The sequence below is a fragment of the Fodinicola feengrottensis genome, assembly GCF_010993775.1.
In the GTDB taxonomy this organism is placed as follows: domain Bacteria; phylum Actinomycetota; class Actinomycetes; order Mycobacteriales; family HKI-0501; genus Fodinicola; species Fodinicola feengrottensis.
The window spans coordinates 1-21,458 of sequence record NZ_WOTO01000077.1 but is presented as its reverse complement, the minus strand read 5'-3'; the positions used below and the strand labels follow the sequence as shown (position 1 = coordinate 21,458).

The following is a 21,458-nucleotide window of genomic DNA, read 5'->3' as shown; positions in this document are numbered from 1 at the left end:
CACGGCCTAAAGTTTCACGGGTGCACATCGGGATGCTGGGGCCGTTCGAGGTTCGTACTGGCGACGGCGTCTTCGCCGACGTGCCGGGCGCCCGGTTGCGCGGGCTGTTGGTCGCCCTCGCGCTGGAGCCCGGTCACGTCGTCCCCAAGGCGAGGCTGGTCGACTGGATTTGGGGCGAGCACCCGCCCGCCGATGCGGCGAATGCCTTGCAACGCCTGGTTTCCCGGCTGCGCAAGGCACTGCCGGACGCGGTGATAGAGGGACAGTCGAATGGCTACCGGTTGACCGTGGAACCCGACGCCGTCGATGCCGTACGGTTCGAACGCCTCGTCGGCCAGGCGCGCGAGGACCAGGATCCACGGCGGCTGCGCGAGGCTCTCGCGTTGTGGGCGCGGGGCGGCTATGCAGGACATCGGCCTGCTGGAAAGCGCACCTTTCGACGCGCGCGGTCACCCGGCTCGACAGGCTCCGCCTGACCGCCATCGAGGACCGGTTCGACGCGGAGATCGGCCTTGGTCAAGGTGTCGAGCTGGTCGCCGAGCTCATCGACCTGGTGGCCGCGCATCCGGCCCGGGAACGCCTGGTTGGCGCTTTGATGCGGGCCCTCGCCGCCGCTGGTCGCGACAATGAGGCGCTGGAGATTTACCAGCGTACGAGGGAAAGCCTGGCCGACACGCTGGGTGTCGACCCGTCACCGGAGCTTTCCGAACTGCATGTCGCGTTGCTGCGCGGTGAGCTGGCACGGCCAGCGCAAACCTGGAAAACCAACCTGCGCGCCGAGCTGACCAGTTTCGTCGGCAAAGACGCTGACATCCGGGCGGTCCGCGACCTCGTCGCCGACCACCGGCTCACCACTTTGATCGGGCCGGGCGGCTCCGGAAAGACCAGGCTGGCCACCGAAACCGCGCGTACCCGGCTGGGCGACTCACCCGATGGGGCCTGGCTGGTCGAGCTCGCGGCCATCGGTGCCGGCGGAGACGTGGCCCAGGCGACGCTCGACGCGCTCAAGCTGCGCGAGGCGCTGCTGGGCGATCCGTCCGACGCGGAGCCGATCGAACGGGTCATCGCCGCGCTCCACGAGCGGGCGTTGGTGCTGGTCCTGGACAACTGCGAGCATGTGATCGAATCCGCGGCGGCTTTCGCCCATCGAGTGCTCGGAGAGTGCCCAAGGCTGCGGATCCTCGCGACGAGCCGAGAACCCCTCGGCATTACCGGCGAGGCATTGTGGCCGGTCGCGCCCTTGGTCGTACCAGCGCAGGACGCCGACCCCACGCAGATCGCGGCCGCGCCGGCCGTACGACTGCTGCTGGACCGGGCCAGTGCCATCCGCAACGATCTCGCTACCGACGAGGAAACGTTGTCGACCTTGGCGCGTGTTTGCCGGGCGCTGGACGGGATGCCGCTGGCCATCGAGTTGGCCGCGGCCAGGTTGCGCACCATGTCCCTCGACCAGCTCGCGCACCGCCTCGCCGACCGGTTTCGACTGCTGACCGGCGGCAGCCGTACGGCGCTGCCGCGGCATCGGACCCTGCGCGCGATGGTCGACTGGAGTTGGGAGCTGCTCACCGACGCGGAGCGGGTCGTCCTGCGCCGGCTCGCGGTGTTCTCCGGTGGCGCGAGCCTGGAGGCGGCCGAGCGGGTCTGCGCTGGAGCGGGGGAGGTGCTTGAGCTGCTCACCGCGTTGACCGAGAAATCGCTGGTGGTCACCGCGGGCGAGGGCGCTCCGCGGTATCGCTTGCTGGGCACCATCAAGGAATACGCGAGCCAGCGGTTGACCGAGGCCGGTGAGTCGGACTCGGCGCGGCGCGCTCACCTCGGGGTATTGCACTGAGCTCGCGGAAACCGCTGAGCCGCACCTGCGCCGCGCCGAGCAGCTGGAATGGCTCGCCGCCCTGGAGGTCGAGCACGACAACATCGCCGCCGCGGTACGGGCCGCGGTCGGGCGGCCGGCGACGGAGCCGGCGCGATGCGGCTCGTCGCCGCCGCTGGCTGGTACTGGTGGCTGGCTGGCCACAAGGCGGAGGGCAACGAGCTGCTGCTGGCCGCCACCAGCACGCCCGGCGAGGTCGGCGACGAGATTCGGGCCATCGCGTACGGACTGGTCGCGGCGGTCCTGACCTCGGGTCGGGCGGACGAACGGCGGGCGGCGGAGTGGGATTGGCAAGGTGCACGAGATCAGTCATCGGGTGCGGGTCGATCACCCGGTCGTACGGCTGGTCGCGGCGCTGCAATACACGCTGCAGGGGCCCGATGCGTACCTGACCACGTGGGAATCGCTGCTGGACGACCAGGACGCCTGGGTGCGCGCCCTGGCTCGGCTGCAACTGGGCAGGATGCGGATCCTGCTGGGTCAGGACGTTCAGAACGCGGAGCCGTATCTGGAGTTGGCCCTGACCGAGTTCCGGACGCTGGGCGAGCGGTGGGGAATGGCGTTCGCCCTGACGGAACTGGCGAATCGCATCGCCATGCGGGGCGAGTTCGGCGGCGCGTGCGAGCTTTACGAGCAGGCGATCGCGGTCGTCACCGAGGTCGGCGCCATCGAGGATGTGGTGCCGATGCGATCGCGGCAGGCCCAGTTGTATTGGTTGTCCGGCGATGAGGAGTCCAGCGCGGCCGCGATGGCCGAGGCGCAACGGTATGCCGTCCGGGTCGCCTGGCCGAACGCGCTGGCTGAGCTGGCCATCGCGAAAGCGGAGCTGGCTCATTGGCGCGGCGACGCCGAGCAGGCGTACCGGCAGCTCGGCGTCGCGACCGAAATGCTGGGTGACGCCGTCGCACGGGAATCCTTCCACGCGATGACACATGACCTTCTCGGCTATCTGGCCGAGGATCTGGCCGAGGCCCGCGAACACCGAGCCTCCGCGTTCCAGTCGGCGACCGAGGGGCGCAGTCCTGCCCTGATCGCCCAGGTCGTCATCGGGATCGCGGATCTGGCGTTGCGTGATCAGCAGTACGAACAGGCCGCGCGGCTGCTGGCGGCGAGCACCGGAGTACGTGGACTGCCGGACCGTTCCCAGCCGGACGCGGCCCGCATCGAGCGGGCCGCGCGGGATCGACTCGGTGACACCCGGTTCGCCGAGGCGACCTTGGAAGGCGCACAGGCCACCTTGAGTGAACTGGTCAAGGTCACGCTCGCTTCTTGACCGTGGAGCGGTGTCAGGGCCGTGTCAGACGCGTGTCTGGGCTGCCGGCGAGGGTGGTGGCGACCCGAAAGGAACCTCACATGAGTCAGACAGTCGCCATCCCGCACGGCCTTCCGGTGGACCGCGACGCCGGCCCTTTCAACCCGCCCCGCGCGATCACCCGGCTGCGCGACGCTCGCCCGGTCAGTCCCATCGTGATGCCCGACGGGCACCAGGGCTGGCTCGTGACCGGCTATGACGCCGTACGCCAGCTGATGGCCGACACCCGGTTCAGCTCCCGGCTGGACCTCGACCTCATCCCACGTACCGTTCGAGACCCCTGGCATGCCCGTCGCCACCGAACCGTCCCCGCCGATGCCGGGCCTGTTCATCGCGATGGACCCGCCGGACCACGGCCGGCTGCGGAAGCGGCTGATCAGCGCGTTCACCGTCAAACGCATGAAGCAGCTCGAAGAGCACATCGGCGAGATCGCCGAGCGGCAACTGGATCACCTGGCACAGCTGACTCCGCCAGTCGACCTGGTCAAGGAGTTCGCGCTGCCGGTGCCGTCGCTGGTGATCTGCGAACTGCTCGGCGTCCCGTACGACGACCGGGAGACCTTCCAGGCCAACTCCGCCCAGTTCCTGGTCAAGGACCAGACGCTCGAGGAGAAGATGGGCGCCCTCGTCGCACTGAACACCTTTCTCGCCGGCCTGGTCATGGCCAAGCGCGCCGAGCCCGTCGACGACATCCTGTCCGACCTCGCCAGCCAGCACGACCTCACCATTGAGGAGCTGACCGGCGTCGCCTTCCTGCTGCTGTGCTCGCCGGCCACGAGACCACCGCGAACATGCTGGCGCTGGGCACCTTCGCGCTGCTGGAAAACCCCGAGCAGCTGGCCGAACTGCGCGCCCATTCGGAGCTGCTGCCCGATGCGACTGAGGAATTGCTGCGCTACCTGTCGATCGGCGACATCTTTTACCGGTACGCCACCGAAGACATCGAACTCGGCGGTGAAACGATCGGCAAGGGATCAACGGTCGTCGTTTCGCTGCTGGCCGCGAACCACGACCCGAAACGTTTCGACAACCCCGACACCCTGGACATCCACCGCAAGGCCCGCGGTCACCTGTCGTTTGGTCACGGCGTACACCAATGCCTCGGTCAACAACTGGCCCGCATCGAAATGCGCGCCGGTTTCGAAGGGCTGCTGCGTCGCTTCCCGACTATGCGGCTCGCCGTCTCGGCCAGTGAGGTGAAACTCAAGACTGACATGAATATCTACGGAGTTCACGCCCTGCTGGTCACCTGGGTCTGATCTGATTTCAGGATAGTACGACAATTTCCCACTTCGGTCTGGATGGGGAGTTGGATGCGCCTGGATGTGCGGAAAGGGCTGCGGAGGGGTGCGGTTTTGACTGTGGGTGACTTGGTACGGAGCAGGGTATGTCCGATGGTAACTTCGCCGTATCGTTACGTTCGGGGCTGGTCTCATTTGCCTACGGCGTGTTGGTATGCCTCTAAAGCAACCGGGTCGTCAATACTCCCGTGGTGGTGGAACTGTGTCCATTTTCCCGACTCGTAAAGAAAATATCGGGTCGTACGAATGGATAGCGGGGTGGCTGTGCCGTCAATGACGTACTCGCCGGTTTCTCGGCCGGCGAAGACGGCGTGGTCGGTGCCGGCGTATTCGACGATGTCGCCGAATTCGACGGTTAGTCGTACTGGGCCGGTGAAGATGTGGGAGTAGAGGTTGGTGATCGCGTCGCGTCGCCGCGCAGCGCAGATTCCGCCGAGTGGGTTGTTGAGCTGGGCCAGTGGATGTGTGTGTCCAGACCTCCCTTAATGCATCGATGTCGCGCTGGTTGAGGGCGTAGTAGAAGGACTCGAGAGCGGCCCGGGCTCCGGGGATGCCTGGAGTGGTGGCCGCGGCGAGGCGATTGATGGCATGGCGGCCGTAGCGGGCGGGGGAGTGGGAGACTGTCATGGTCGTACATACTAGTAGGTACAGTGACGCGCTGGCCAGGTTGTCGGGGGACAGGGCCTAAGCTCTCCGCGTGCGATTGAGTGAGTTCTGGGAGCGGATGGAGCTGCAGTTCGGCGCCGGGTACGCCACGTCGGTGGCGGCTGACCAGGTGATCCCGCAGCTCGGCGGGCGGACGATCCAGCAGGCGTTGGCGGACGGCGAGGACACCAAGGGGTGTGGCGGGCGGTTTGTCAGGCCTTCGACATCCCGGCCAAGATGCGCTGAATCTGAACCGGCGTGTCGGCGTACACCGTCGAACAGGTGTTCGGTACGCTTTCCACAGGTCGAGTTTCTGTCACAGTTCGGCGAGGTCGACCCGAAAATGTCCGACCGTGGCCGTACGGTCGGGACGAACCAGCACCGACGACCAACAGGTGGGGCACCTCATGGCAGCAGATCGCGACAAGTCCCTCGACTTGGCCCTCGCGCAGATCGACAAGCAGTTCGGCAAAGGCTCGGTCATGCGGCTCGGCGAGAAAGGCCACGTGCCGATCTCGGTGATCCCGACCGGCTCGATCGCGCTGGACGTGGCGCTGGGCATCGGCGGCCTGCCGCGTGGTCGGGTGGTGGAGATCTACGGCCCGGAGTCCAGCGGTAAGACGACCGTCGCACTGCACGCGGTGGCGAACGCGCAGGCAGCTGGCGGCATCGCGGCCTTCATCGACGCCGAGCACGCGCTCGACCCGGACTACGCCAAGGTGCTCGGGGTGGACACCGACGCGCTGCTGGTCTCCCAGCCGGACACCGGTGAGCAGGCCCTGGAGATCGCCGACATGCTGGTCCGCTCCGGCGCGCTGGACATCCTGGTGATCGACTCGGTGGCCGCGCTGGTGCCGCGAGCCGAGATCGAGGGCGAGATGGGCGACAGCCACGTCGGCCTGCAGGCTCGGCTGATGAGCCAGGCGCTGCGCAAGATGACCGGTGCGCTGAGCAACACGGGCACCACCGCGATTTTCATCAACCAGTTGCGCGAGAAGATCGGCGTCATGTTCGGTTGTCTTTCCTACGGCACCCGAATCAGCCTCGCGGACGGCACACAGGAAAAGATCGGAAAGATCGTCAACCAGAAGATGCCGGTCGAGGTCCTGTCGTACGACCCCGAGACCGACAAGGTCGTGCCGAAGAAGATCGTCAACTGGTTCGACAACGGAGTCGCTGACAAGTTCCTCCAGATCACCGTTGCCCGCCCCGGTGGAAATGGGCGCGCTCAGATGGGGCTGACCGAGAATCACCTGGTGCGGACTCCAGGTGGATGGCGTGAGGCGGGTGAACTCATCCCCGGTGACCGGGTGATGCTCCCAGAACCACCGCCTCAGCTCTCAGCAGTGGGATGTGGTGCTGGGCGGCCTGATGGGGGACGCGGCGCTGTCTCCCAGCCGTATCCCGGGCAGCCTTGGCACTCGGTTCCGGATGGGCCATGGCGCGCAGCAAGTGGAGTATTTGGACTGGAAGGCGTCGCTGTTCGGCAACATCGACCAGACGCGTACGACGAATGCCAAGAACGCAGGCTTCGTTGACCTGACGCCGTTGCCCGAGCTTGCCGAGCTGCGGCAGGCGGTCTATCTCGGCGACGGTCACAAGCATCTGTCCTGGGAATATCTGAAAGCGCTCACTCCGCTGTCCCTGGCCATTTGGTATGCCGACGACGGCTCGTTCGCCAACCGCTCCAAGGGATTGCAGGTGCGAACGCAGGAGGGCAGCGGTCGCTCGGAGATCTGTGTCGAGGCGATGAGCCCCGGCTCCCGGGAACGGCTGGTCGAGCACCTCGCCGGTGCGTTCGATCTCCATCCGAAGCTTTGCGCTGCGCGGTGCCCGTCAAATGGCGGTTCTCACGTTCGCCAAGGAAGAAACGGCAAAGCTGCACGAGCTGATCGCGCCGTATGTCCACCCGTCGATGCAGCACAAGCTGCTGGAGCGGTTCCGTGGTCAGTTCGCGGTCGAGCCTGAATTTATTGAGCCTCGGGTGTTGCCAGTGCCCGCTCCGGTGCTGGACGTGAAGATCAAGCCGCCCACGAGGTCGATGCACCGCTTCGACATCGAGGTTGAGGGGTCGCACAACTATCTGGCCGATGGTGTGATCGTGCACAACTCCCCGGAGACGACCACCGGTGGCCGGGCGCTGAAGTTCTACGCGTCTGTGCGGCTGGACGTGCGGCGGATCGAGACGCTGAAGGACTCCGGCGACGCGGTCGCCAACCGGACCCGGGTCAAGGTCGTGAAGAACAAGGTGGCTCCGCCGTTCAAGCAGGCCGAGTTCGACATCCTGTTCGGGCACGGCATCAGCCGCGAAGGCTCGCTCATCGATGTGGGTGTGGAGCAGGGGCTGGTCCGCAAGTCCGGCGCCTGGTACACCTACGAGGGCGATCAGCTCGGCCAGGGCAAGGAGAACGTCCGCAAGTTCCTGATGGACAACCCGGACCTCGCCGACGAGATCGAGAAGCGGATCAAGGAGAAGCTCGGGGTGGGTGCGGTGGTCGACGTGGACGCGACAGTGCCGGCACCGGTCGACTTCTAGGCCCGGTGCGACCGCCAGATGTCCACCGAAAGAATTCCTGCTCCGGGGCGCTCGGGTCACTCAACCGGTGAACCCCCTCCAGGTCCCTCTGAGGACGGCCCGAGTGACCCGGAGCAGGTAGCACGCCTGATCTGCCTGCAACTGATGACGGAAGGACGCCGGTCTCATCCCGAGCTGGCCGAGGCGCTGCGCGAGCGCGGTGTCGCGGCGCCGGCCGCGGCCGCGGTGCTCCGACACTTCACCAGCGCAGGCCTCGTGACCGGCGGCCATGCGGACAGTGTCGACAGCGCAACCAAGTCCGACCCGCGGCCGGTTGGCAGCGCGTACGAGCTCCCGCCCGGCACCGCCCGACCGACGGGCCGCAAGATCCGCCAACCGCCAACCGGTGCTCCGGCCGAGCCACTCCGATCGATCGGCGCCGCGCCGATCGACGATGACGACGAGGCTGACCAGCCCAAACGCCGTGGTAAGAAGGCTGACCGCAGGAAACGGTCCGAGCTGGACAAACCAGTCGACGAGACCCCCGAGGACGCCGAGCAGCGAGCCCGGTCGATCTGCCTCGGGCTGCTCGCAAGCCGCGCGCGTACGCGAGGCGAGCTGGCCGAGGCGATGCGCCAGCGAGAGGTGCCCGAGTCGACCGCCACCGCCGTGCTGGCCAGGTTCGCCGAGGTCGGACTGATCGACGACGCGTCTTTCGCGCAGGAGTGGGTGGAGTCCAGGCGGCGCGGTCGTGGGTTGGCCCGCCGGGCGATCGCGATGGAGCTGCGCCGCAAAGGCCTCGCCGCCGCCGAGTGGTTGAGCAGGCGCTGGAGACCGTTGACTCGAGTGACGAGATGGCCTCGGCGGCCGAGTTGGTGCGTAAGCGGCTGCGGAGCATGCGCGCCCTGGCGCCCGAGGTAGCCGCTCGCCGGCTGCTGGGCATGCTGGCTCGTAAGGGGTATCCGGCGGGCCTGGCGTCCGCGGTCATACGGGACGAGCTCGCCGCTGTAAGGACCGCAGACCTGGACCTGACTGACGTGACTTTTGGCGCAATGGAAGAGACTTAAGGTTCCGTTAAGCTTCGTTCCGGTAAGGGTGACCTGGCCGAACCGGCAAGATGTGCTCGGATGGCCCGTAGTCTCGACTGGTTTGTCCAGGTTCCAGGGACACGCGGTCGCGCCCAGCTTGACCCTGTGTGGTGGCCGCCATAGCCTCGAAACTACCGAATGAGGAGCCCGCATACCTGCGGGTAACGGACTGCACGACCACATAACGCACGACAACGATGTCTCGACGAACCGGGTCCTGATGCCCGTCTATCCAGCCATCCATACGATGGTTGTTTGTTCGCCGACCCCTTTCCGGTCGGGTGGTTCCACGGCGGCAAGCCGTCGTGGATATCGTTTCCCGCGGCCGTGCGCACGCACGGCGGCGGCTCCTCTGGCGGGAGCGTGCGCCGTTGCGCGCTCCGACGGTCGCCTTGTGGCGGCGTAGCAGGAGGAGAAGGCGATGGGCTTTAGCCAGCTGGTACTAACTCTCGTCGTCGTGTTCATCGCCGTCGTGGCCGGCGGCATTACGGTCCTGTTCTTCGCCAGGAGGTTCGGCTTTGGCGGCGCCGCCCAGCGCGGCCACGCCGACCCCGCGGCGAGCGCCGTCCCGGCGCGGTCCGCCGCCAGCGCGACTGCCGAGCAAGCCGACCGGGAACTTGCGGTCACATCGGTTCCAACGGTCGAGACCGCGGAATCGGTTCCGGATCCGGAGGCCGAGGCGGCCGCCCGGCCCGCGGTGGAACGGTTGCTTTCCGACGCTCGTACGGAGGCGGCCGCCATCACCGAGGACGCCAAACGCAAGGCCCGGGACGAGTTGGCCGACGCCCGCGAAGAGGCCCGCCGGACCATCCAGCGCGAACTGGGGGAGCGGACCGACTCGATCCGCCGGCTGCAGACCGAGCTGGAGCGCCGGGAATCCCGGGCTACCGATCGCGAGCAGCGGCTGGACACCCAGGCCAACCGGATGGAGCAGCGCGGTCACGAGCTGGCCGAGACCGAGGCGGCGGCCGCGGTCCGGGAGACCGACCTGGCCAGCCGCGAGCTGGCCGCCGACGAGGCCGAGGCGGCGCGTACGGCCGAGCTGGAGCGGGTCGCCGGACTGACCGTCGAGGACGCGAAGGCCGAGCTGATCAAGCACATCGAGACGCAGGCCAAGCGGGATGCCGCCCTGCTCGTGCGGGACATCGAGGCGGAGGCGCGCACCAACGGCGAGCAGCGAGCCCGCAGCATCGTGGTCGACTCGATCCAGCGGGTCGCGAGCGAGCAGACCGCCGAAAGCGTGGTCGCTGTGCTGCACCTGCCCGGCGACGAGATGAAGGGCCGGATCATCGGCCGCGAAGGCCGCAACATCCGGGCGTACGAGTCGGTCACCGGCGTCAACCTGATCATCGACGACACCCCCCCCCGCGGTGCTGTTGTCGTGCTTCGATCCGGTACGCCGGGAGATTGGCCGGATCACCCTGGAGAAGCTGGTGCTGGACGGTCGGATCCACCCGCACCGGATCGAAGAGGTGTACGAGCAGTCCAAGGCCGAGGTCGAGCAGCTCTGCCAGCGCGCTGGCGAGGACGCGCTCGTGGACGTCGGCATCACCGACGTACACCCCGAGCTGGTCACCCTGCTGGGTCGGCTGCGCTATCGCACCAGTTACGGCCAGAACGTGCTGAAACACCTGGTCGAGACCGCGCACATCGCCGCGCACATGGCCGCCGAGATCGGCGTCGACCCGATGAACGTCAAGCGCGCGCGGCGCGCGTTCCTGCACGACATCGGCAAGGCGCTCACCCACGAGGTCGAAGGCAGCCACGCCCTGATCGGCGCCGACCTGGCCCGCAAGTTCGGCGAGCACGAAGATGTCGTACACGCCATCGAGGCGCACCACAACGAGGTGCACCCGCACAGCATCGAAGCTGTCCTGACCCAGGCCGCCGACTCGTGCTCGGGCGGCCGGCCGGGCGCGCGGCGGGGGAGAGCCTGGAGGCGTACGTGAAGCGCCTCGAGCGGATCGAGGAAATGGCCGCCGAGAAGGACGGCGTCGAGAAGGTCTTCGCGATGCAGGCCGGCCGTGAGGTTCGGGTGATGGTTTCCCCGGACGCGATCGATGACATCGCTGCCGGCATGCTCGCTCGCGATCTCGCGAAGCAGATCGAAGAGGAGCTGACCTATCCGGGGCAGATCCGGGTCACCGTCGTACGCGAATCCCGCGCCAGCGAGATAGCTCGCTAAAACGTAACGAGCCGCTTACCAATCGTTGGCGTCGGGGAAATATTCCGTTTGAGCTGGGGCGGTGATGGGGCTGGTCGCCGGGCCGGCGGGCTTCGTTACCGGTGGCATTATCGGCACCACCGGCAAAAGGGCCCGCACTCGAGGTCGAGTGCGGGCCCTTTTGCCGTACGAGCGACTACAAACCGCCGATCGGTGGGGCGCCACCACCCATCGCGCCGCCACCTTGGGCGGCGGCGCCGGCCGCGTCCGCCGCGCGTCCACCACGGCACCGGGAGCGACCTTGACCGAGCGCCTGGTCCGGGCCTCCAGGCGGTTCGCCAGGAAAGCCAGCAGCAGGCAGGTCGCGATGTAGATGCTGCCGCCGACCAGCGTCAGCGGGATCAGCGGGAAAGCGAAATCAGGTGCCGTCGCCAGCTGTTTCAGCTGCTTCAGCAATTCGTCGTACGTCACGAGGAAACCGAGTGCGGTGTCCTTCAGCAGCACGACCAGCTGACTGATGATCGTGGGCAACATGGTCCGTACGGCCTGGGGGGGGGAGCAGCACGGTGGTCATCACCTGGGTCTTGCGCATTCCGATCGCGTACGCGGCTTCGGCCTGTCCCTTGGGCACCGCCTCCACGCCGGCCCGGAAGATCTCGGCCAGCACTGAGCCGTTGTAGAGCGTCAGGCCCAGGACCACCGACCAGAACGGACTGAACGTCAGCCCAATGCCGGGTGCCGCGTAATAGGCCAGGAACATCAACAGCAGCAACGGAATCGCGCGGAACAGTTCCACCACCGCGAAGGCGGGCCCGCGCAGCCACCGGTGGTCCGACAGTCGGGCGGCGGCCAGCAACGCGCCGAGCGTCACGGCCAGCACGGCCGCCATCGCGGCCGCGGCGAGGGTGTTCAGGTAGCCACTGAGAATGGTCAGCTGCACTTGCTGGTATTCGAAAATCGACCATTTCTGACCGTCGAACTGGCCGGTGACCCAGAAGCGGTAGACGACGAACGCGAACACCGCGACCAGGACCACCGAGCCGACGATGCCGCCGGTCAGGTAGCGGGCCTGGGCTTTTGGCCCTGGGGCGTCGAAAAGAACCGAGGCCGTGCTCATGCCACCCTCCAGCGTCGCTCGAACCAGCGCTGCAGCGCCGAAAGTGGCAGGACCAGGATGAGGAATCCGATGACCACCCAGATCAGCACCGGGAAGGCCGCATAGCCGAGTTCGGAGAGGTTGGCCCGGATGGTGCCTGCCTCGGCCACGCTGAACCCGGCCGCGATCGTGGTGTTTTTTTTTGAGCAGGGCGATCAAAAGACTGGACACCGGCGGGACGACCGCACGGAACGCCTGCGGCAGCAACACCAGGTTGAGGGTCTGGAAAAACGTCAGGCCGACCGCGCGGGCCGCTTCGGCCTGGCCGGGCGGCACCGAGTTGAGGCCGGCTCGTACGGCCTCACAAATGAACGCCGATGTGTACGCCGTGAGAGCGATCAGCGCGAAGGCGAAGAACGAGAAGTGGATGTCCAGGTACGGGAATCCGAACGTCACAAAGAAGAACACCAGGGTCAGTGGGGTGTTGCGGAGCAGGTTCACATATCCGGTGCCAAATGCCCGCAGCACCGGGACCGGTGAGACCCGCATGCCGGCCAGCGCGGTGCCCCACAAAAGCGAGGCGACGCCGGAGATGAGGAAAAGCAGGACGGTGACGCCAAAGGACTGCAGATAAAGCGGCCAGTGGTCCGTCACCGGGGAGAACAGGTTTACCAGAGCGTGCATACCGCCGCCTACGTTTTCGAAGCCGGAAGAGACCGCTGGCGCCGGCGGTCACCGTGGACCGCGGGCGCCAGCGGGAATGCGTTAGTAACGCTCAAGCGCGGGCGGCTCCGAAGTCGAGCCGGACTTGCCGAGCGTGCCGTCGTAGATCTTCTTCCAGGTGCCGTCCTGCTCCAGGCCGTTCAGGATGTCGTTGATCTTGCCGCGCAGCGCCGAGTCGTTCAGCGCGAGGCCGACGCCATATTCCTCCTTGGAGAACGGCTTGCCGACGACCTGCAACTTGGTCGGCTGCTGCGCCGCATAACCCTTCAGGATCGAGTCGTCGGTCGTGACCGCGTCGACCTGGTTGTTCAGCAACGCGTCCACACACTGCGAATACTTCTCGAACTCGACTGTTTCGGCGCCGTACTTGGCCTTGTCGGCCTTGAGGGTCTGAATCGAGGTCGAGCCGGTGGCCGAACACACCTTCTTGCCCTTGATGGTCTCCGGGCCGGTGATCGAGGTGTCGCCCTTGCGGACCAGCAGGTCCTGGCCGGAGATGTAGTACGGCCCGGCGAACGACACCTGCGTTTTGCGCTTGTCGGTGATCGAGTACGTCCCGACGTAGTAGTCGACCTGGCCGTTGGCGATCGCCTGCTCGCGGCTCTGGGACGAGACCGCCTGATACTGGATCTTGTCCGGGCCGTACCCGAGCTTCGCGGCGATCGCGTTCGCGATGTAGATGTCGAAACCGGAGTACTTGCCTGTCGTCGGGTCCTTGTATCCGAGGTTCGGCTGGTCTTCCTTGACGCCGATGATGACCTTGCCGCGCTTGGTCATGTTGGTGAAGGTGGTCGAGCCGGCGACGGTCACGCCGGTGGCGACCGGCACGGTCACGGCCGACCCGGTCGGGCCGGAGGTCGGGCTGCCCGTCTTGCCGCAGGCCGCGGTGAGCGCGAGCGCTCCGACCATGCCGACGACCAGAAGCTTCCGTAGCTTCATCGTCTTCCTTTCGATATGAAATCAGTTAGTGGGTGAGGATTTTGGAGAGGAAGTCCCTGGCCCGGTCGGACTGGGGGTTGGTGAAGAACTCGTCCGGATCGTTCTGCTCGACGATCTGCCCGTCGGCCATGAAAACGACTCGGTTGGCGGCCCGCCGGGCGAAGCCCATCTCGTGCGTGACCACCACCATGGTCATCCCGTCCTTGGCCAGCGAGGTCATCACTTCCAGCACCTCGTTGACCATTTCCGGGTCCAGTGCACTGGTCGGCTCGTCGAACAGCATGATCTTCGGGCGCATGGCGAGTGCCCGGGCGATCGCCACTCGCTGCTGCTGGCCACCGGACAGCTGCGCCGGATACTTGTCGGCCTGGTTGGCCACCCCTACCCGGGTGAGCAGCTCCATCGCCTGCTGGTGTGCCGTGGCTTTCTGGGCCTTGCGCACCTTAATGGGGCCTAACATGACATTCTCGACCACGGTTTTGTGGGCGAAAAGGTTGAATTGCTGGAAAAAACCATCCCGACCTCGCTGCGCAGCCGGGCAAGTTCCCTGCCTTCGGTCGGCAGCGGCACGCCGTCGATCGTGATGGAACCGGACTCGATCGTTTCCAGCCGGTTGATCGCCCGGCAGAGCGTCGACTTGCCGGATCCGGACGGGCCGATCACGACCACCACTTCGCCCCGGTTGATCCGCATGTCGATGCCGCGCAGGACATGCAGTTCACCGAAATGCTTGTTCACGTCGGCAAGGACGACCAGCGGTTCACCGGCTTGGGGATCCGGTGACCTGTCCTTGACCAGGGCATTCGAGACTGACCCATCAGCGGCTCCTTTGGAGGTCTGTTCGGCTGGTGTCGCAGCACTCTAGCGGTGGTGTACGACGTGGGATCAACGCGGCCGCTAGCTGTCGTCTAGTTTTCTTTACTCAAGCATTCTGTCTGACAACGGCTGGCGGCGTCCGCGAAACGCCCGGACCGCTGGGCCGAGCGGACATCCGCGTACGCTGGTTAGCGCTATGACAATCTCGCTAACCCCCGATGCGGCCGGGCGTACTTACGCAGTCCGGACATTCGGCTGCCAGATGAATGTTCACGACTCCGAGCGGATATCCGGCTTGCTGGAGCAAGCCGGATATGTCCGCGCCAGCGGGGATGATCCGGACGACGCGGACGTCGTTGTTTTTTTCAACACCTGCGCGGTGCGCGAAAACGCGGACAACAAGCTCTACGGCAATCTCGGGATGCTCCGGCCGGCCAAGCGCGGCCGGCCCGGCATGCAGATCGCGGTCGGCGGCTGCCTGGCGCAGAAGAAGGACCGCGGCGAGATCGTCCGCAAGGCGCCGTGGGTGGACGTGGTCTTCGGTACGCACAACATGCACTCGCTGCCCGTCCTGCTGGAGCGTGCGCGGCACAACGCCGAGGCGCAGGTGGAGATCCTGGAGTCGCTGGAGGTCTTTCCCTCCAGCCTGCCGTCCCGCCGCGAGTCGACCTACGCCGGCTGGGTGTCGGTTTCGGTCGGGTGCAACAACACCTGCACCTTCTGCATTGTGCCGTCGCTGCGGGGCAAGGAGAAGGACCGCCGGCCGGGCGACATCCTCGCCGAAGTGCAGGCGCTGGTCGCCGACGGCGTGCTGGAGGTGACGCTGCTCGGTCAGAACGTGAACTCGTACGGCGCTGAATTCGGCGACCGGGAAGCTTTCGGCAAGCTGCTGCGGGCCTGCGGCGACATCGAGGGGTTGGAGCGGGTCCGCTTCACCTCGCCGCACCCACGCGACTTCACCGACGACGTGATCGTCGCGATGGCCGAGACGCCCAAACGTGTGCCCGTCGCTGCACATGCCCATGCAGTCGGGCTCGGACGACGTGCTGCGCCGAATGCGTCGCTCGTACCGGTCCTCGCGTTACCTGTCGATCCTGCGGCGGGTGCGAGAGGAGATCCCGCACGCGGCGATCACCACCGACATCATCGTCGGTTTTCCGGGCGAGACCGACGACGACTTCCAGGCGACGCTGGATGTCGTCGAGCAGTCGCGGTTCAGCAGCGCCTTCACCTTCCAGTACTCGCCGCGGCCCGGTACGCCCGCCGCGTCGATGGACGACCAGATCCCGAAGGCCGTCGTACAGGCGCGATATGTCCGGCTGCAGGCGTTGCAGGACGAGATCTCGCTGGCCGCCAACCGCGCGCTGGTGGGCGAGACGGTCGAGGTGCTGGTCGCCACCGGCGAAGGCCGCAAGGATGCTCGTACGCACCGGCTCTCCGGCCGCGCCCGGGACGGTCGGCTGGTGCATTTCGCCGGCGACGCTTCGGTGATCCGCCCTGGTGACGTCGTGACCACTGAGGTCACTTATGGCGCGCCGCACCACCTGGTCGCCGACGGCACTCTGCTTTCCCACCGCCGTACGCGCGCCGGCGACATCGCCGCGGCCGGTGCCGCGCCACGTACGCCCGGCGTGCTCCTCGGCATGCCGAAAATCCCCACCCGAGGGTGACGTTTCGCGTCACCCTCGCGCGGATTATTGCGGCTGCTCGGCGAGCTGCAGGAAGCGGCGCTTGCTGTCCAGGGCCTGCTCGGCGTCCTTGACACGGCGTTTGTCGCCGGCCGCACGGGCCCGCTCCAGGCGCTGTTCGGCCTCGGCGACCTGGTTGCGCATCTGAGTCAGCAGCGGGTTGGCGTCCGCGCTGCCACGCCGCCATTCGCTGTCGGCGGCGTCGCGGATGTCCTCCTCGACGGCCCGCAGGCGTGACTCCAGGTCACCCATCGAGTCGCGGGGGACCCGGCCGACGGACTCCCAGCGGGACTGGATGTCCCGCATCTTGGCCTGCGCCGTTCGTACGTCCGTGTCGATGGGCAGGTTCTCGGCCTCGGCGAGCAGTTCCTCCTTGGCCTTCTGGTTGTTGCGCTGTTCGGCGTCCCGCTCGCTGAAGACCTCGTTGCGGCGGGCGAAGAAGGCGTCCTGGGCGGCCCGGAAACGGGTCCAGAGAGTGTCCTCGGCCTCGCGCGGCGCGCGGCGCGGTGCCCTTCCAGTCGCCCATCAGCTGCTTCAGTCGGGTCGCGGCCGGACCCCACTCGCTGGAGGTGGCCAGCTCCTCAGCCTCGGCGACCAGCTTCTCCTTGGCCGTCTGCGACTCCCGACGGGCCGCGTCCAGGCTGGCGAAATGGCTGCCGCGGCGGCGGCCGAAGGCGTCCCGGGCGGCGGCGTAGCGCTTCCACAGGTCGCCGTCGGACTTGCGGTCGGCGCCGCGGATCGCCTTCCACTCGTCCAGGATCGCGCGCAGCCGGTCACCGGCCGTCTTCCACTGGGTGGACTCGGCGGCGATCAGCTCGGCCTCGGCGACCAGCGCGGTCTTGGCCACCACGGCGGCCTCGCGCTGGGCGGCCCGCTCGGCTTTGGCCTTCTCGGCGCCCTCGGCGACCTTGCCGGACAGCACCTCCAGGCGGGCGGCGAGCTTGTCAAGATCGCCGACCGCCGCCGCCGTCGGCAGGCTGTCGGTCAACCGTTTCACGCTGCCGGCGACGTGTGAGGCGTCCGTACTGCCCGATGCCAACCGATTCTCGATCAGCACGACCTCGGTCACCAGATCGTCGTATCTGCGGCTGAAGTGAGCTAAACCCTCCTCCGCCGACCCGGCCTGCCAGGACCCGACAGTCCGTTCACCCGCTGCCGTTCGGACGTAGACCGTGCCGTCGGCGTCGATGCGCCCGAACTGGCTCTGCGGCGTCTCGCCGTCGACCATGACCACCCTCGTTTCCCGGCCCTTCACCAGCGTCGCGCTGCGGGGCCCCATCGCGCGTGCAGTCGCATTGTCGCGTATATTCGACCCGCTCCCCGCCGGCAATTCACCGCTTACTCTATTCAAGGCACGAATGCCCGCGGCCGCTGGTCACCTGGTGTGACGCCGGCGACCGCTAAGGTCTTCTTCCGTGCCCGTTGCCGATCGCCCGAAGTCTCTTTCCGTGGTCGCGGGGTTGCGCAATGTGCGAGGTTTCGGTGGCTGACGTGCTCGCGATCGTCGGCCCGACCGCGACCGGCAAGACGGCGCTGGGCGTCCGGCTCGCCCAGCGACTCGGCGGCGAGGTGATCAACGCCGACTCGATGCAGCTCTACCGCGGCATGGACATCGGTACGGCCAAGCCCACGCTGGCCGAGCGCGGCGGGATCCCGCACCACCTGCTCGACCTCTGGGAGGTGGCGGAGACCGCCAGCGTCGCGCTCTACCGGCGGTACGCGCGCGAGGTGATCGACGAGCTGCTGGCCGCCGGGCGGGTGCCGATCCTGGTGGGCGGCTCCGGCCTCTACCTGCGGGCGTCCTGGGGCCTTCGACTTCCCTGGCACCGACCCGGACGTACGCGCCCGGCTGGAGGCCGAGCTCGAGGTCGTCGGCGCGGCCGAGATGCATGCCCGGCTGGGCGCTGCCGACCCAGCCGCCGCCGCGGTCATCCTGCCCAGCAACGGGCGGCGGATCGTCCGCGCGCTGGAGGTGATGGAGATCACCGGGCGGCCGTTCGCGGCGAGCTTGCCCGATCGCCAGCCCGTCTACGACGCCCTTCAGATCGGCCTGGATCGTACGCCGGACGACCTCGACGACCGGGTCGACGAGCGGGTGCACCGGATGTTCGCCGCCGGCCTGGTCCGCGAGGTGCGCGAGCTGGAGCGGCGCGGGCTGCGGTCCGGGCTGACGGCGTCCCGGGCCCTTGGGTACGCGCAGGTGCTGCGGATGTTCGACGGCGAGCTGCCCGAGACCGAGGTGGTCGACGTGACCGCGCGGGCCACCCGACGGTTCGTCCGCCGCCAGCGCAGCTGGTTCCGCCGCGGGACGACCAGATCCAGTGGCTCGACGCCACCCGTCACGACCTGCTGGCCGCCGCGCTCGCCCTCTGCTGATCCCCGGTTTCGTCGGCCTTGTGGACAGACCAGGCTTCTTGTGAAGTGATTTTTGTAAAGCGCTTGACAAGGGCTCGGGCGATGCGGACTATGTGGGGCAGGTCACAAGATGGCGAGCCTTCCGGAGGTCCTCGTGTCGATCGGCGGAGCGCGAGATCGAAGCGTCCTGGCGCTGGTGGTCGCGGCGACCTTGGCGGTGACCGCCGCCTGCGGTGGCGGTGCGGGCCGCGATGGTGCCCCGGCACCGAAGGGCAAGCCAGTGGCCGGGCGGACGTTGACAGTGGCGGTCCCGTCGGCACCGAACAGCCTCAACCCGGCGACCGTCGACAACGCCTTCGTCTCGTACACGATGCTGGCCTACGACCCGCTGATTTATCAGGCGTCCGACGGCTCGCTGAAACCGGCGCTTGCGGCTTCCTGGAAGTACGTCGGCACCGGGAACAAAGACTTCACGCTGGCGCTTCGGCCGGGGGTGACCTTTTCCGATGGCGGCGCATTGACAGCCGCCGGGGTGAAGGCTTCGCTTGACTATGCTCGAAAAGCCGTCGGTGCGCAGGCCCAGTTGCTGGGAGCGGTGCAATCCGTCGACGTCACCGGGCCGCTCAGCCTCTCGATCAAACTGGCTGCTCCGGTGCCGCTGATGCCGCAGATCCTCACACAGTTCTATGGCGTGGGGGAGATCATCAGCCCGAAAGGCCTTGCGGATCCGGCCAAACTCACGGTGTCGACGCCGAGCGCGGGGGCATTGGCGCGTACGTCTTCGATCCGTCGACGAGCGTCGCCGGAGACCATTTACACGTACGTGGCTCGGCGCGGCTATTACGATCCTTCCCGCCAGCACTACCAAAAAATCGTCATGCGGGTAATCGCCAACCCGCAGGCCGCGTTGAACGCGTTGAAAACCAAACAGGTCGACGTGTGATCACCGGCGCGGACGTGGCGACCGCGGCGCAGGCCAAGGCGGCCGGCATGCAGGTCGCGTCGGTGCCGTTTGTCTGGCAGGGCCTCAATCTCATCGACCGAGGTGGCCAGGTCAGCAAACCACTTGGGGACGTACGGGTGCGGCAGGCGATCAACTACGCGATCGACCGGGCCACCGTTTCCCGGGCAGTGCTGGGGCAGTACGGGGTGCCGACCGTACAGACCGTGGTCCCCGGCGCCGATGGATACTCGCCGGCCGCCGCGAAAAGATACCCGTACGACTTGGCAAAGGCGAAGCAGTTGCTGGCCGCCGCCGGCTATCGGAACGGGTTCACGCTGGCGGTGCTGGTCCTGCAGTTTCCCGGCATGGACACCATGGGGCAGGCAATTGCCGGCCAGCTGGCGAAAGTCGGCATCACCCTCAAGCTGACGACGGTGACCGACGCGCAGTCGTACGTCACCGACTCCACCAACCATCGCTATCCGACCGTGCTGGTGGGTTGGTGCCGGCCCGATGTACTTGATGGGACAGGGACTTTTCCTGCCGGCGGCCGCGGTTTTCAACGGCTTCAAGACGTCCTCCGCGCCGCTGATCGCGCTTTACGGCCAGGCAGCTGCCGCCGAGCCGGCCGCGCGCGCCGCCGACTTGACCAGCAGATGCAGGAATATCTCGTCGAGAACGCCTGGTTCGCGCCGGTGGCCTTCACTCCGGTCCTGTATTTCGGCCGTGCCGACCTGGGTGGGTTGACTGTCAGCCCCGCGGTGCCGGTGGCGTCGCCGCTGGACTGGTTCGACACCAAATAACCGGGGAGGGGTGAATGCGCAAGATCGTCGTACGCTGGCTGCTGACCGCCGTGCCCCTGGTGCTCGGCGTCTCGATGCTGACCTTCGTACTGGCCAGCCTGGTGCCCGGCGATGCCGCGCGAGCCATCCTCGGAGTGAACGCGAGCCCGGCGCAGTATGTCGCGCTGCGTCGCCAGCTGCATCTGGATGAGCCGCTGTGGCAACAATATGTGCACTGGCTCGCCGCCGCGGTGCATGGCGATCTCGGCCAGTCGCTGCAGTCGTCGGACGCGGTCACCCACGAGCTCTCGGGCCGGCTGGGCGTCACGCTTTCGCTGGTCGGCGGCGCCGTCCTGGTCGCGACCGCGGTGGGCGTCGGGCTGGGGGGGTCGCGAGCGCGTTGCGCGGTGGTTTTTCTGGGCCGGCTGGTCGATGTGGGGTCTTTGCTCGGACTGGCGGTGCCGAGCTACTGGCTCGGGCTGGTGCTGGTGGCGTTGTTCGCGGTGGCGCTGCCGCTGTTCCCCCGGCCACCGGCTACACCCCGGCCGCCGACTCGGTCGGCGGCTGGCTGGCCTCCTTGGTCCTGCCGGTGTTGACCCTGGGTTTGGGCAGCAGCGCGCCGATCGCCAAGCAGACCCGGGACGGTGTGCTGGCCGAACTCGGCCGGGAGTACGTGATGGTGCTGCGGGCCCGAGGAGTGCCGGAGTGGTCGGTGATTTTCCGGCACGTACTGCGAAACGCGGCGACGCCGGTGCTGAGCGTGGTCGGATTGGTGGTGGTCGGGCTCTTTGGCGGGGCGGTCCTTGCTGAGACCGTCTTTGTGCTGCCAGGACTGGGCGGGCTGGCGGTTTCGGCGGCATCGACACACGACATTCCAGTGATTCAAGGCGTAGCTGTGGTGTTCACGTTGCTGGTGGTCGGGGTCAATCTCGTGGTGGAGATCGGGTATGCCGCGCTGAACCCGAAAGTCCGGATGTGAGGCGGCCACTGGCGAGGCTGGCGGCCGGCTATCTGGTCGTGATCGCGCTGGCCAGCCTGCTCGCGCCGGTGATCGCGCCCTACGGCCCGGACGACCAGGACCTGACCCAGGCGCTGTCCGGGCCGACCCCGCAGCACTGGCTGGGGAACGGCGTGTTGGAGGTGGGACGTCTCAGCCGGTTGCCTGTTCGGTGGCCGGATCACGCTCGTCGGAGTTCTGGTGTCAAAAGCCTGCTTTTCCTG

At 67.2% G+C, this 21,458-nt stretch carries 17 protein-coding genes and 10 pseudogenes; 19 read left to right on the top strand and 8 right to left on the bottom strand.

The features are described 5' to 3' along the window. The first annotated feature begins 20 nt into the window (after positions 1 to 20). The 5 genes and pseudogenes from GNX96_RS59770 to GNX96_RS43465 all read left to right on the top strand — a co-directional run bounded on the left by GNX96_RS59770 (position 21) and on the right by GNX96_RS43465 (position 4,441). Positions 21 to 476: an AfsR/SARP family transcriptional regulator gene (locus tag GNX96_RS59770; protein ID WP_279583073.1), complete on the top strand. Its 456-nt coding sequence runs from the start codon at positions 21 to 23 to the stop codon at positions 474 to 476. Further along, positions 386 to 1,831 carry an ATP-binding protein gene (locus tag GNX96_RS59765; protein ID WP_279583072.1) on the top strand — a complete coding sequence of 482 codons (1,446 nt, stop codon included), beginning with the start codon at positions 386 to 388 and terminating at the stop codon, positions 1,829 to 1,831. The genes GNX96_RS59770 and GNX96_RS59765 overlap by 91 nt, the downstream gene beginning before the upstream one ends. Continuing rightward, a complete protein-coding gene (locus GNX96_RS59760; protein WP_279583071.1) occupies positions 1,785 to 2,117 on the top strand; it encodes a hypothetical protein in 333 nt (110 codons plus the stop codon). Before GNX96_RS59765 ends, GNX96_RS59760 begins: the two co-directional genes overlap by 47 nt. Before the next feature lie 48 nt (positions 2,118 to 2,165). Continuing rightward, complete coding sequence (locus GNX96_RS59755; RefSeq protein ID WP_279583070.1) at positions 2,166 to 3,143, top strand: hypothetical protein; 978 nt, start codon at positions 2,166 to 2,168, stop codon at positions 3,141 to 3,143. 80 nt (positions 3,144 to 3,223) lie between these two features. Beyond that, positions 3,224 to 4,441: pseudogene (locus GNX96_RS43465) on the top strand (cytochrome P450). A gap of 173 nt (positions 4,442 to 4,614) precedes the next feature. Here the strand turns inward: GNX96_RS43465 and GNX96_RS66550 are convergent. Next, positions 4,615 to 4,863 (bottom strand): nuclear transport factor 2 family protein, encoded by a 249-nt coding sequence (locus tag GNX96_RS66550; RefSeq protein ID WP_390624310.1) that lies wholly within the window; start codon positions 4,861 to 4,863, stop codon positions 4,615 to 4,617. A gap of 317 nt (positions 4,864 to 5,180) precedes the next feature. Here GNX96_RS66550 and GNX96_RS66545 point away from each other — a divergent pair. The 7 genes and pseudogenes from GNX96_RS66545 to GNX96_RS59730 all read left to right on the top strand — a co-directional run. Next, positions 5,181 to 5,309: pseudogene (locus tag GNX96_RS66545) on the top strand (DUF3046 domain-containing protein); the annotation flags it as partial. 226 nt (positions 5,310 to 5,535) lie between these two features. Then, positions 5,536 to 7,664 (top strand): annotated as a pseudogene (recA, locus tag GNX96_RS43450) (intein-containing recombinase RecA). A 144-nt stretch (positions 7,665 to 7,808) separates the two neighbouring features. Further along, positions 7,809 to 8,564 (top strand): regulatory protein RecX, encoded by a 756-nt coding sequence (locus GNX96_RS59745; protein WP_279583068.1) that lies wholly within the window; start codon positions 7,809 to 7,811, stop codon positions 8,562 to 8,564. Beyond that, entirely contained in the window at positions 8,540 to 8,710 is a 171-nt protein-coding gene (locus tag GNX96_RS43435; RefSeq protein WP_163573339.1) for a hypothetical protein, read from the top strand. Before GNX96_RS59745 ends, GNX96_RS43435 begins: the two co-directional genes overlap by 25 nt. A gap of 442 nt (positions 8,711 to 9,152) precedes the next feature. Further along, a pseudogene (locus GNX96_RS66540) lies at positions 9,153 to 9,896 on the top strand (Rnase Y domain-containing protein); the annotation flags it as partial. A gap of 268 nt (positions 9,897 to 10,164) precedes the next feature. Continuing rightward, on the top strand, positions 10,165 to 10,680 hold the full coding sequence (locus tag GNX96_RS59735) for an HDIG domain-containing metalloprotein (RefSeq protein WP_279583065.1): 516 nt from the start codon (positions 10,165 to 10,167) through the stop codon (positions 10,678 to 10,680). Then, a complete protein-coding gene (locus GNX96_RS59730) occupies positions 10,677 to 10,916 on the top strand; it encodes a hypothetical protein (protein WP_279583064.1) in 240 nt (79 codons plus the stop codon). Before GNX96_RS59735 ends, GNX96_RS59730 begins: the two co-directional genes overlap by 4 nt. A gap of 15 nt (positions 10,917 to 10,931) precedes the next feature. Here GNX96_RS59730 and GNX96_RS59725 read toward each other — a convergent pair whose 3' ends face one another. The 4 genes and pseudogenes from GNX96_RS59725 to GNX96_RS43410 all read right to left on the bottom strand — a co-directional run bounded on the left by GNX96_RS59725 (position 10,932) and on the right by GNX96_RS43410 (position 14,346). Beyond that, positions 10,932 to 11,399, bottom strand: a complete 468-nt coding sequence (locus GNX96_RS59725) for a hypothetical protein (RefSeq protein ID WP_279583063.1) — start codon at positions 11,397 to 11,399, stop codon at positions 10,932 to 10,934. Next, positions 11,314 to 12,675: an ABC transporter permease subunit gene (locus tag GNX96_RS59720; protein WP_279583062.1), complete on the bottom strand. Its 1,362-nt coding sequence runs from the start codon at positions 12,673 to 12,675 to the stop codon at positions 11,314 to 11,316. Before GNX96_RS59720 ends, GNX96_RS59725 begins: the two co-directional genes overlap by 86 nt. Before the next feature lie 81 nt (positions 12,676 to 12,756). Then, complete coding sequence (locus tag GNX96_RS43415) at positions 12,757 to 13,653, bottom strand: glutamate ABC transporter substrate-binding protein (protein WP_163573338.1); 897 nt, start codon at positions 13,651 to 13,653, stop codon at positions 12,757 to 12,759. 25 nt (positions 13,654 to 13,678) lie between these two features. Further along, a pseudogene (locus tag GNX96_RS43410) lies at positions 13,679 to 14,346 on the bottom strand (amino acid ABC transporter ATP-binding protein). Positions 14,347 to 14,665: 319 nt separating this feature from the next. Here GNX96_RS43410 and miaB point away from each other — a divergent pair. Next, positions 14,666 to 16,139, top strand: a pseudogene (gene miaB, locus GNX96_RS43405) (tRNA (N6-isopentenyl adenosine(37)-C2)-methylthiotransferase MiaB). A gap of 24 nt (positions 16,140 to 16,163) precedes the next feature. On the opposite strand, the gene GNX96_RS59715 reads toward miaB, so the two are convergent. The 3 genes and pseudogenes from GNX96_RS59715 to GNX96_RS43400 form a co-directional block, all read right to left on the bottom strand. Next, positions 16,164 to 16,409, bottom strand: a complete 246-nt coding sequence (locus GNX96_RS59715; protein WP_279583061.1) for a hypothetical protein — start codon at positions 16,407 to 16,409, stop codon at positions 16,164 to 16,166. Between the two features lie 63 nt (positions 16,410 to 16,472). After that, positions 16,473 to 16,571: pseudogene (locus tag GNX96_RS66535) on the bottom strand (hypothetical protein); the annotation flags it as partial. A 151-nt stretch (positions 16,572 to 16,722) separates the two neighbouring features. Further along, positions 16,723 to 17,385 (bottom strand): annotated as a pseudogene (locus tag GNX96_RS43400) (DUF349 domain-containing protein); the annotation flags it as partial. A 239-nt stretch (positions 17,386 to 17,624) separates the two neighbouring features. On the opposite strand from GNX96_RS43400, the pseudogene miaA reads away from it, so the two are divergent. The 6 genes and pseudogenes from miaA to GNX96_RS43375 form a co-directional block, all read left to right on the top strand. Continuing rightward, positions 17,625 to 18,533 (top strand): annotated as a pseudogene (gene miaA, locus GNX96_RS43395) (tRNA (adenosine(37)-N6)-dimethylallyltransferase MiaA). Between the two features lie 133 nt (positions 18,534 to 18,666). Then, positions 18,667 to 19,455 carry an ABC transporter substrate-binding protein gene (locus GNX96_RS43390; RefSeq protein ID WP_279583059.1) on the top strand — a complete coding sequence of 263 codons (789 nt, stop codon included), beginning with the start codon at positions 18,667 to 18,669 and terminating at the stop codon, positions 19,453 to 19,455. Next, positions 19,452 to 20,258 (top strand): ABC transporter substrate-binding protein, encoded by an 807-nt coding sequence (locus tag GNX96_RS43385; protein ID WP_163573336.1) that lies wholly within the window; start codon positions 19,452 to 19,454, stop codon positions 20,256 to 20,258. Before GNX96_RS43390 ends, GNX96_RS43385 begins: the two co-directional genes overlap by 4 nt. A 14-nt stretch (positions 20,259 to 20,272) precedes the next feature. Next, positions 20,273 to 20,833 carry an ABC transporter permease gene (locus GNX96_RS59710; RefSeq protein WP_279583058.1) on the top strand — a complete coding sequence of 187 codons (561 nt, stop codon included), beginning with the start codon at positions 20,273 to 20,275 and terminating at the stop codon, positions 20,831 to 20,833. Beyond that, complete coding sequence (locus GNX96_RS59705; RefSeq protein WP_279583057.1) at positions 20,830 to 21,216, top strand: ABC transporter permease; 387 nt, start codon at positions 20,830 to 20,832, stop codon at positions 21,214 to 21,216. The genes GNX96_RS59710 and GNX96_RS59705 overlap by 4 nt, the downstream gene beginning before the upstream one ends. Continuing rightward, positions 21,213 to 21,458, top strand: a pseudogene (locus GNX96_RS43375) (hypothetical protein); the annotation flags it as partial. The gene GNX96_RS59705 and the pseudogene GNX96_RS43375, both read left to right, overlap by 4 nt.

What these genes read in the sequence shown, in the direction of transcription:
- GNX96_RS43435 (WP_163573339.1), top strand. Translation starts at nt 8,540, where the DNA reads ATGCGCGCCCTGGCGCCCGAGGTAGCCGCTCGCCGGCTGCTGGGCATG.
- GNX96_RS59745 (WP_279583068.1), top strand. Translation starts at nt 7,809, where the DNA reads ATGACGGAAGGACGCCGGTCTCATCCCGAGCTGGCCGAGGCGCTGCGC.
- GNX96_RS59710 (WP_279583058.1), top strand. Translation starts at nt 20,273, where the DNA reads ATGCGCAAGATCGTCGTACGCTGGCTGCTGACCGCCGTGCCCCTGGTG.
- GNX96_RS59720 (WP_279583062.1), bottom strand. Translation starts at nt 12,675, where the DNA reads ATGCACGCTCTGGTAAACCTGTTCTCCCCGGTGACGGACCACTGGCCG.
- GNX96_RS43415 (WP_163573338.1), bottom strand. Translation starts at nt 13,653, where the DNA reads ATGAAGCTACGGAAGCTTCTGGTCGTCGGCATGGTCGGAGCGCTCGCG.
- GNX96_RS59715 (WP_279583061.1), bottom strand. Translation starts at nt 16,409, where the DNA reads ATGGGTGACCTGGAGTCACGCCTGCGGGCCGTCGAGGAGGACATCCGC.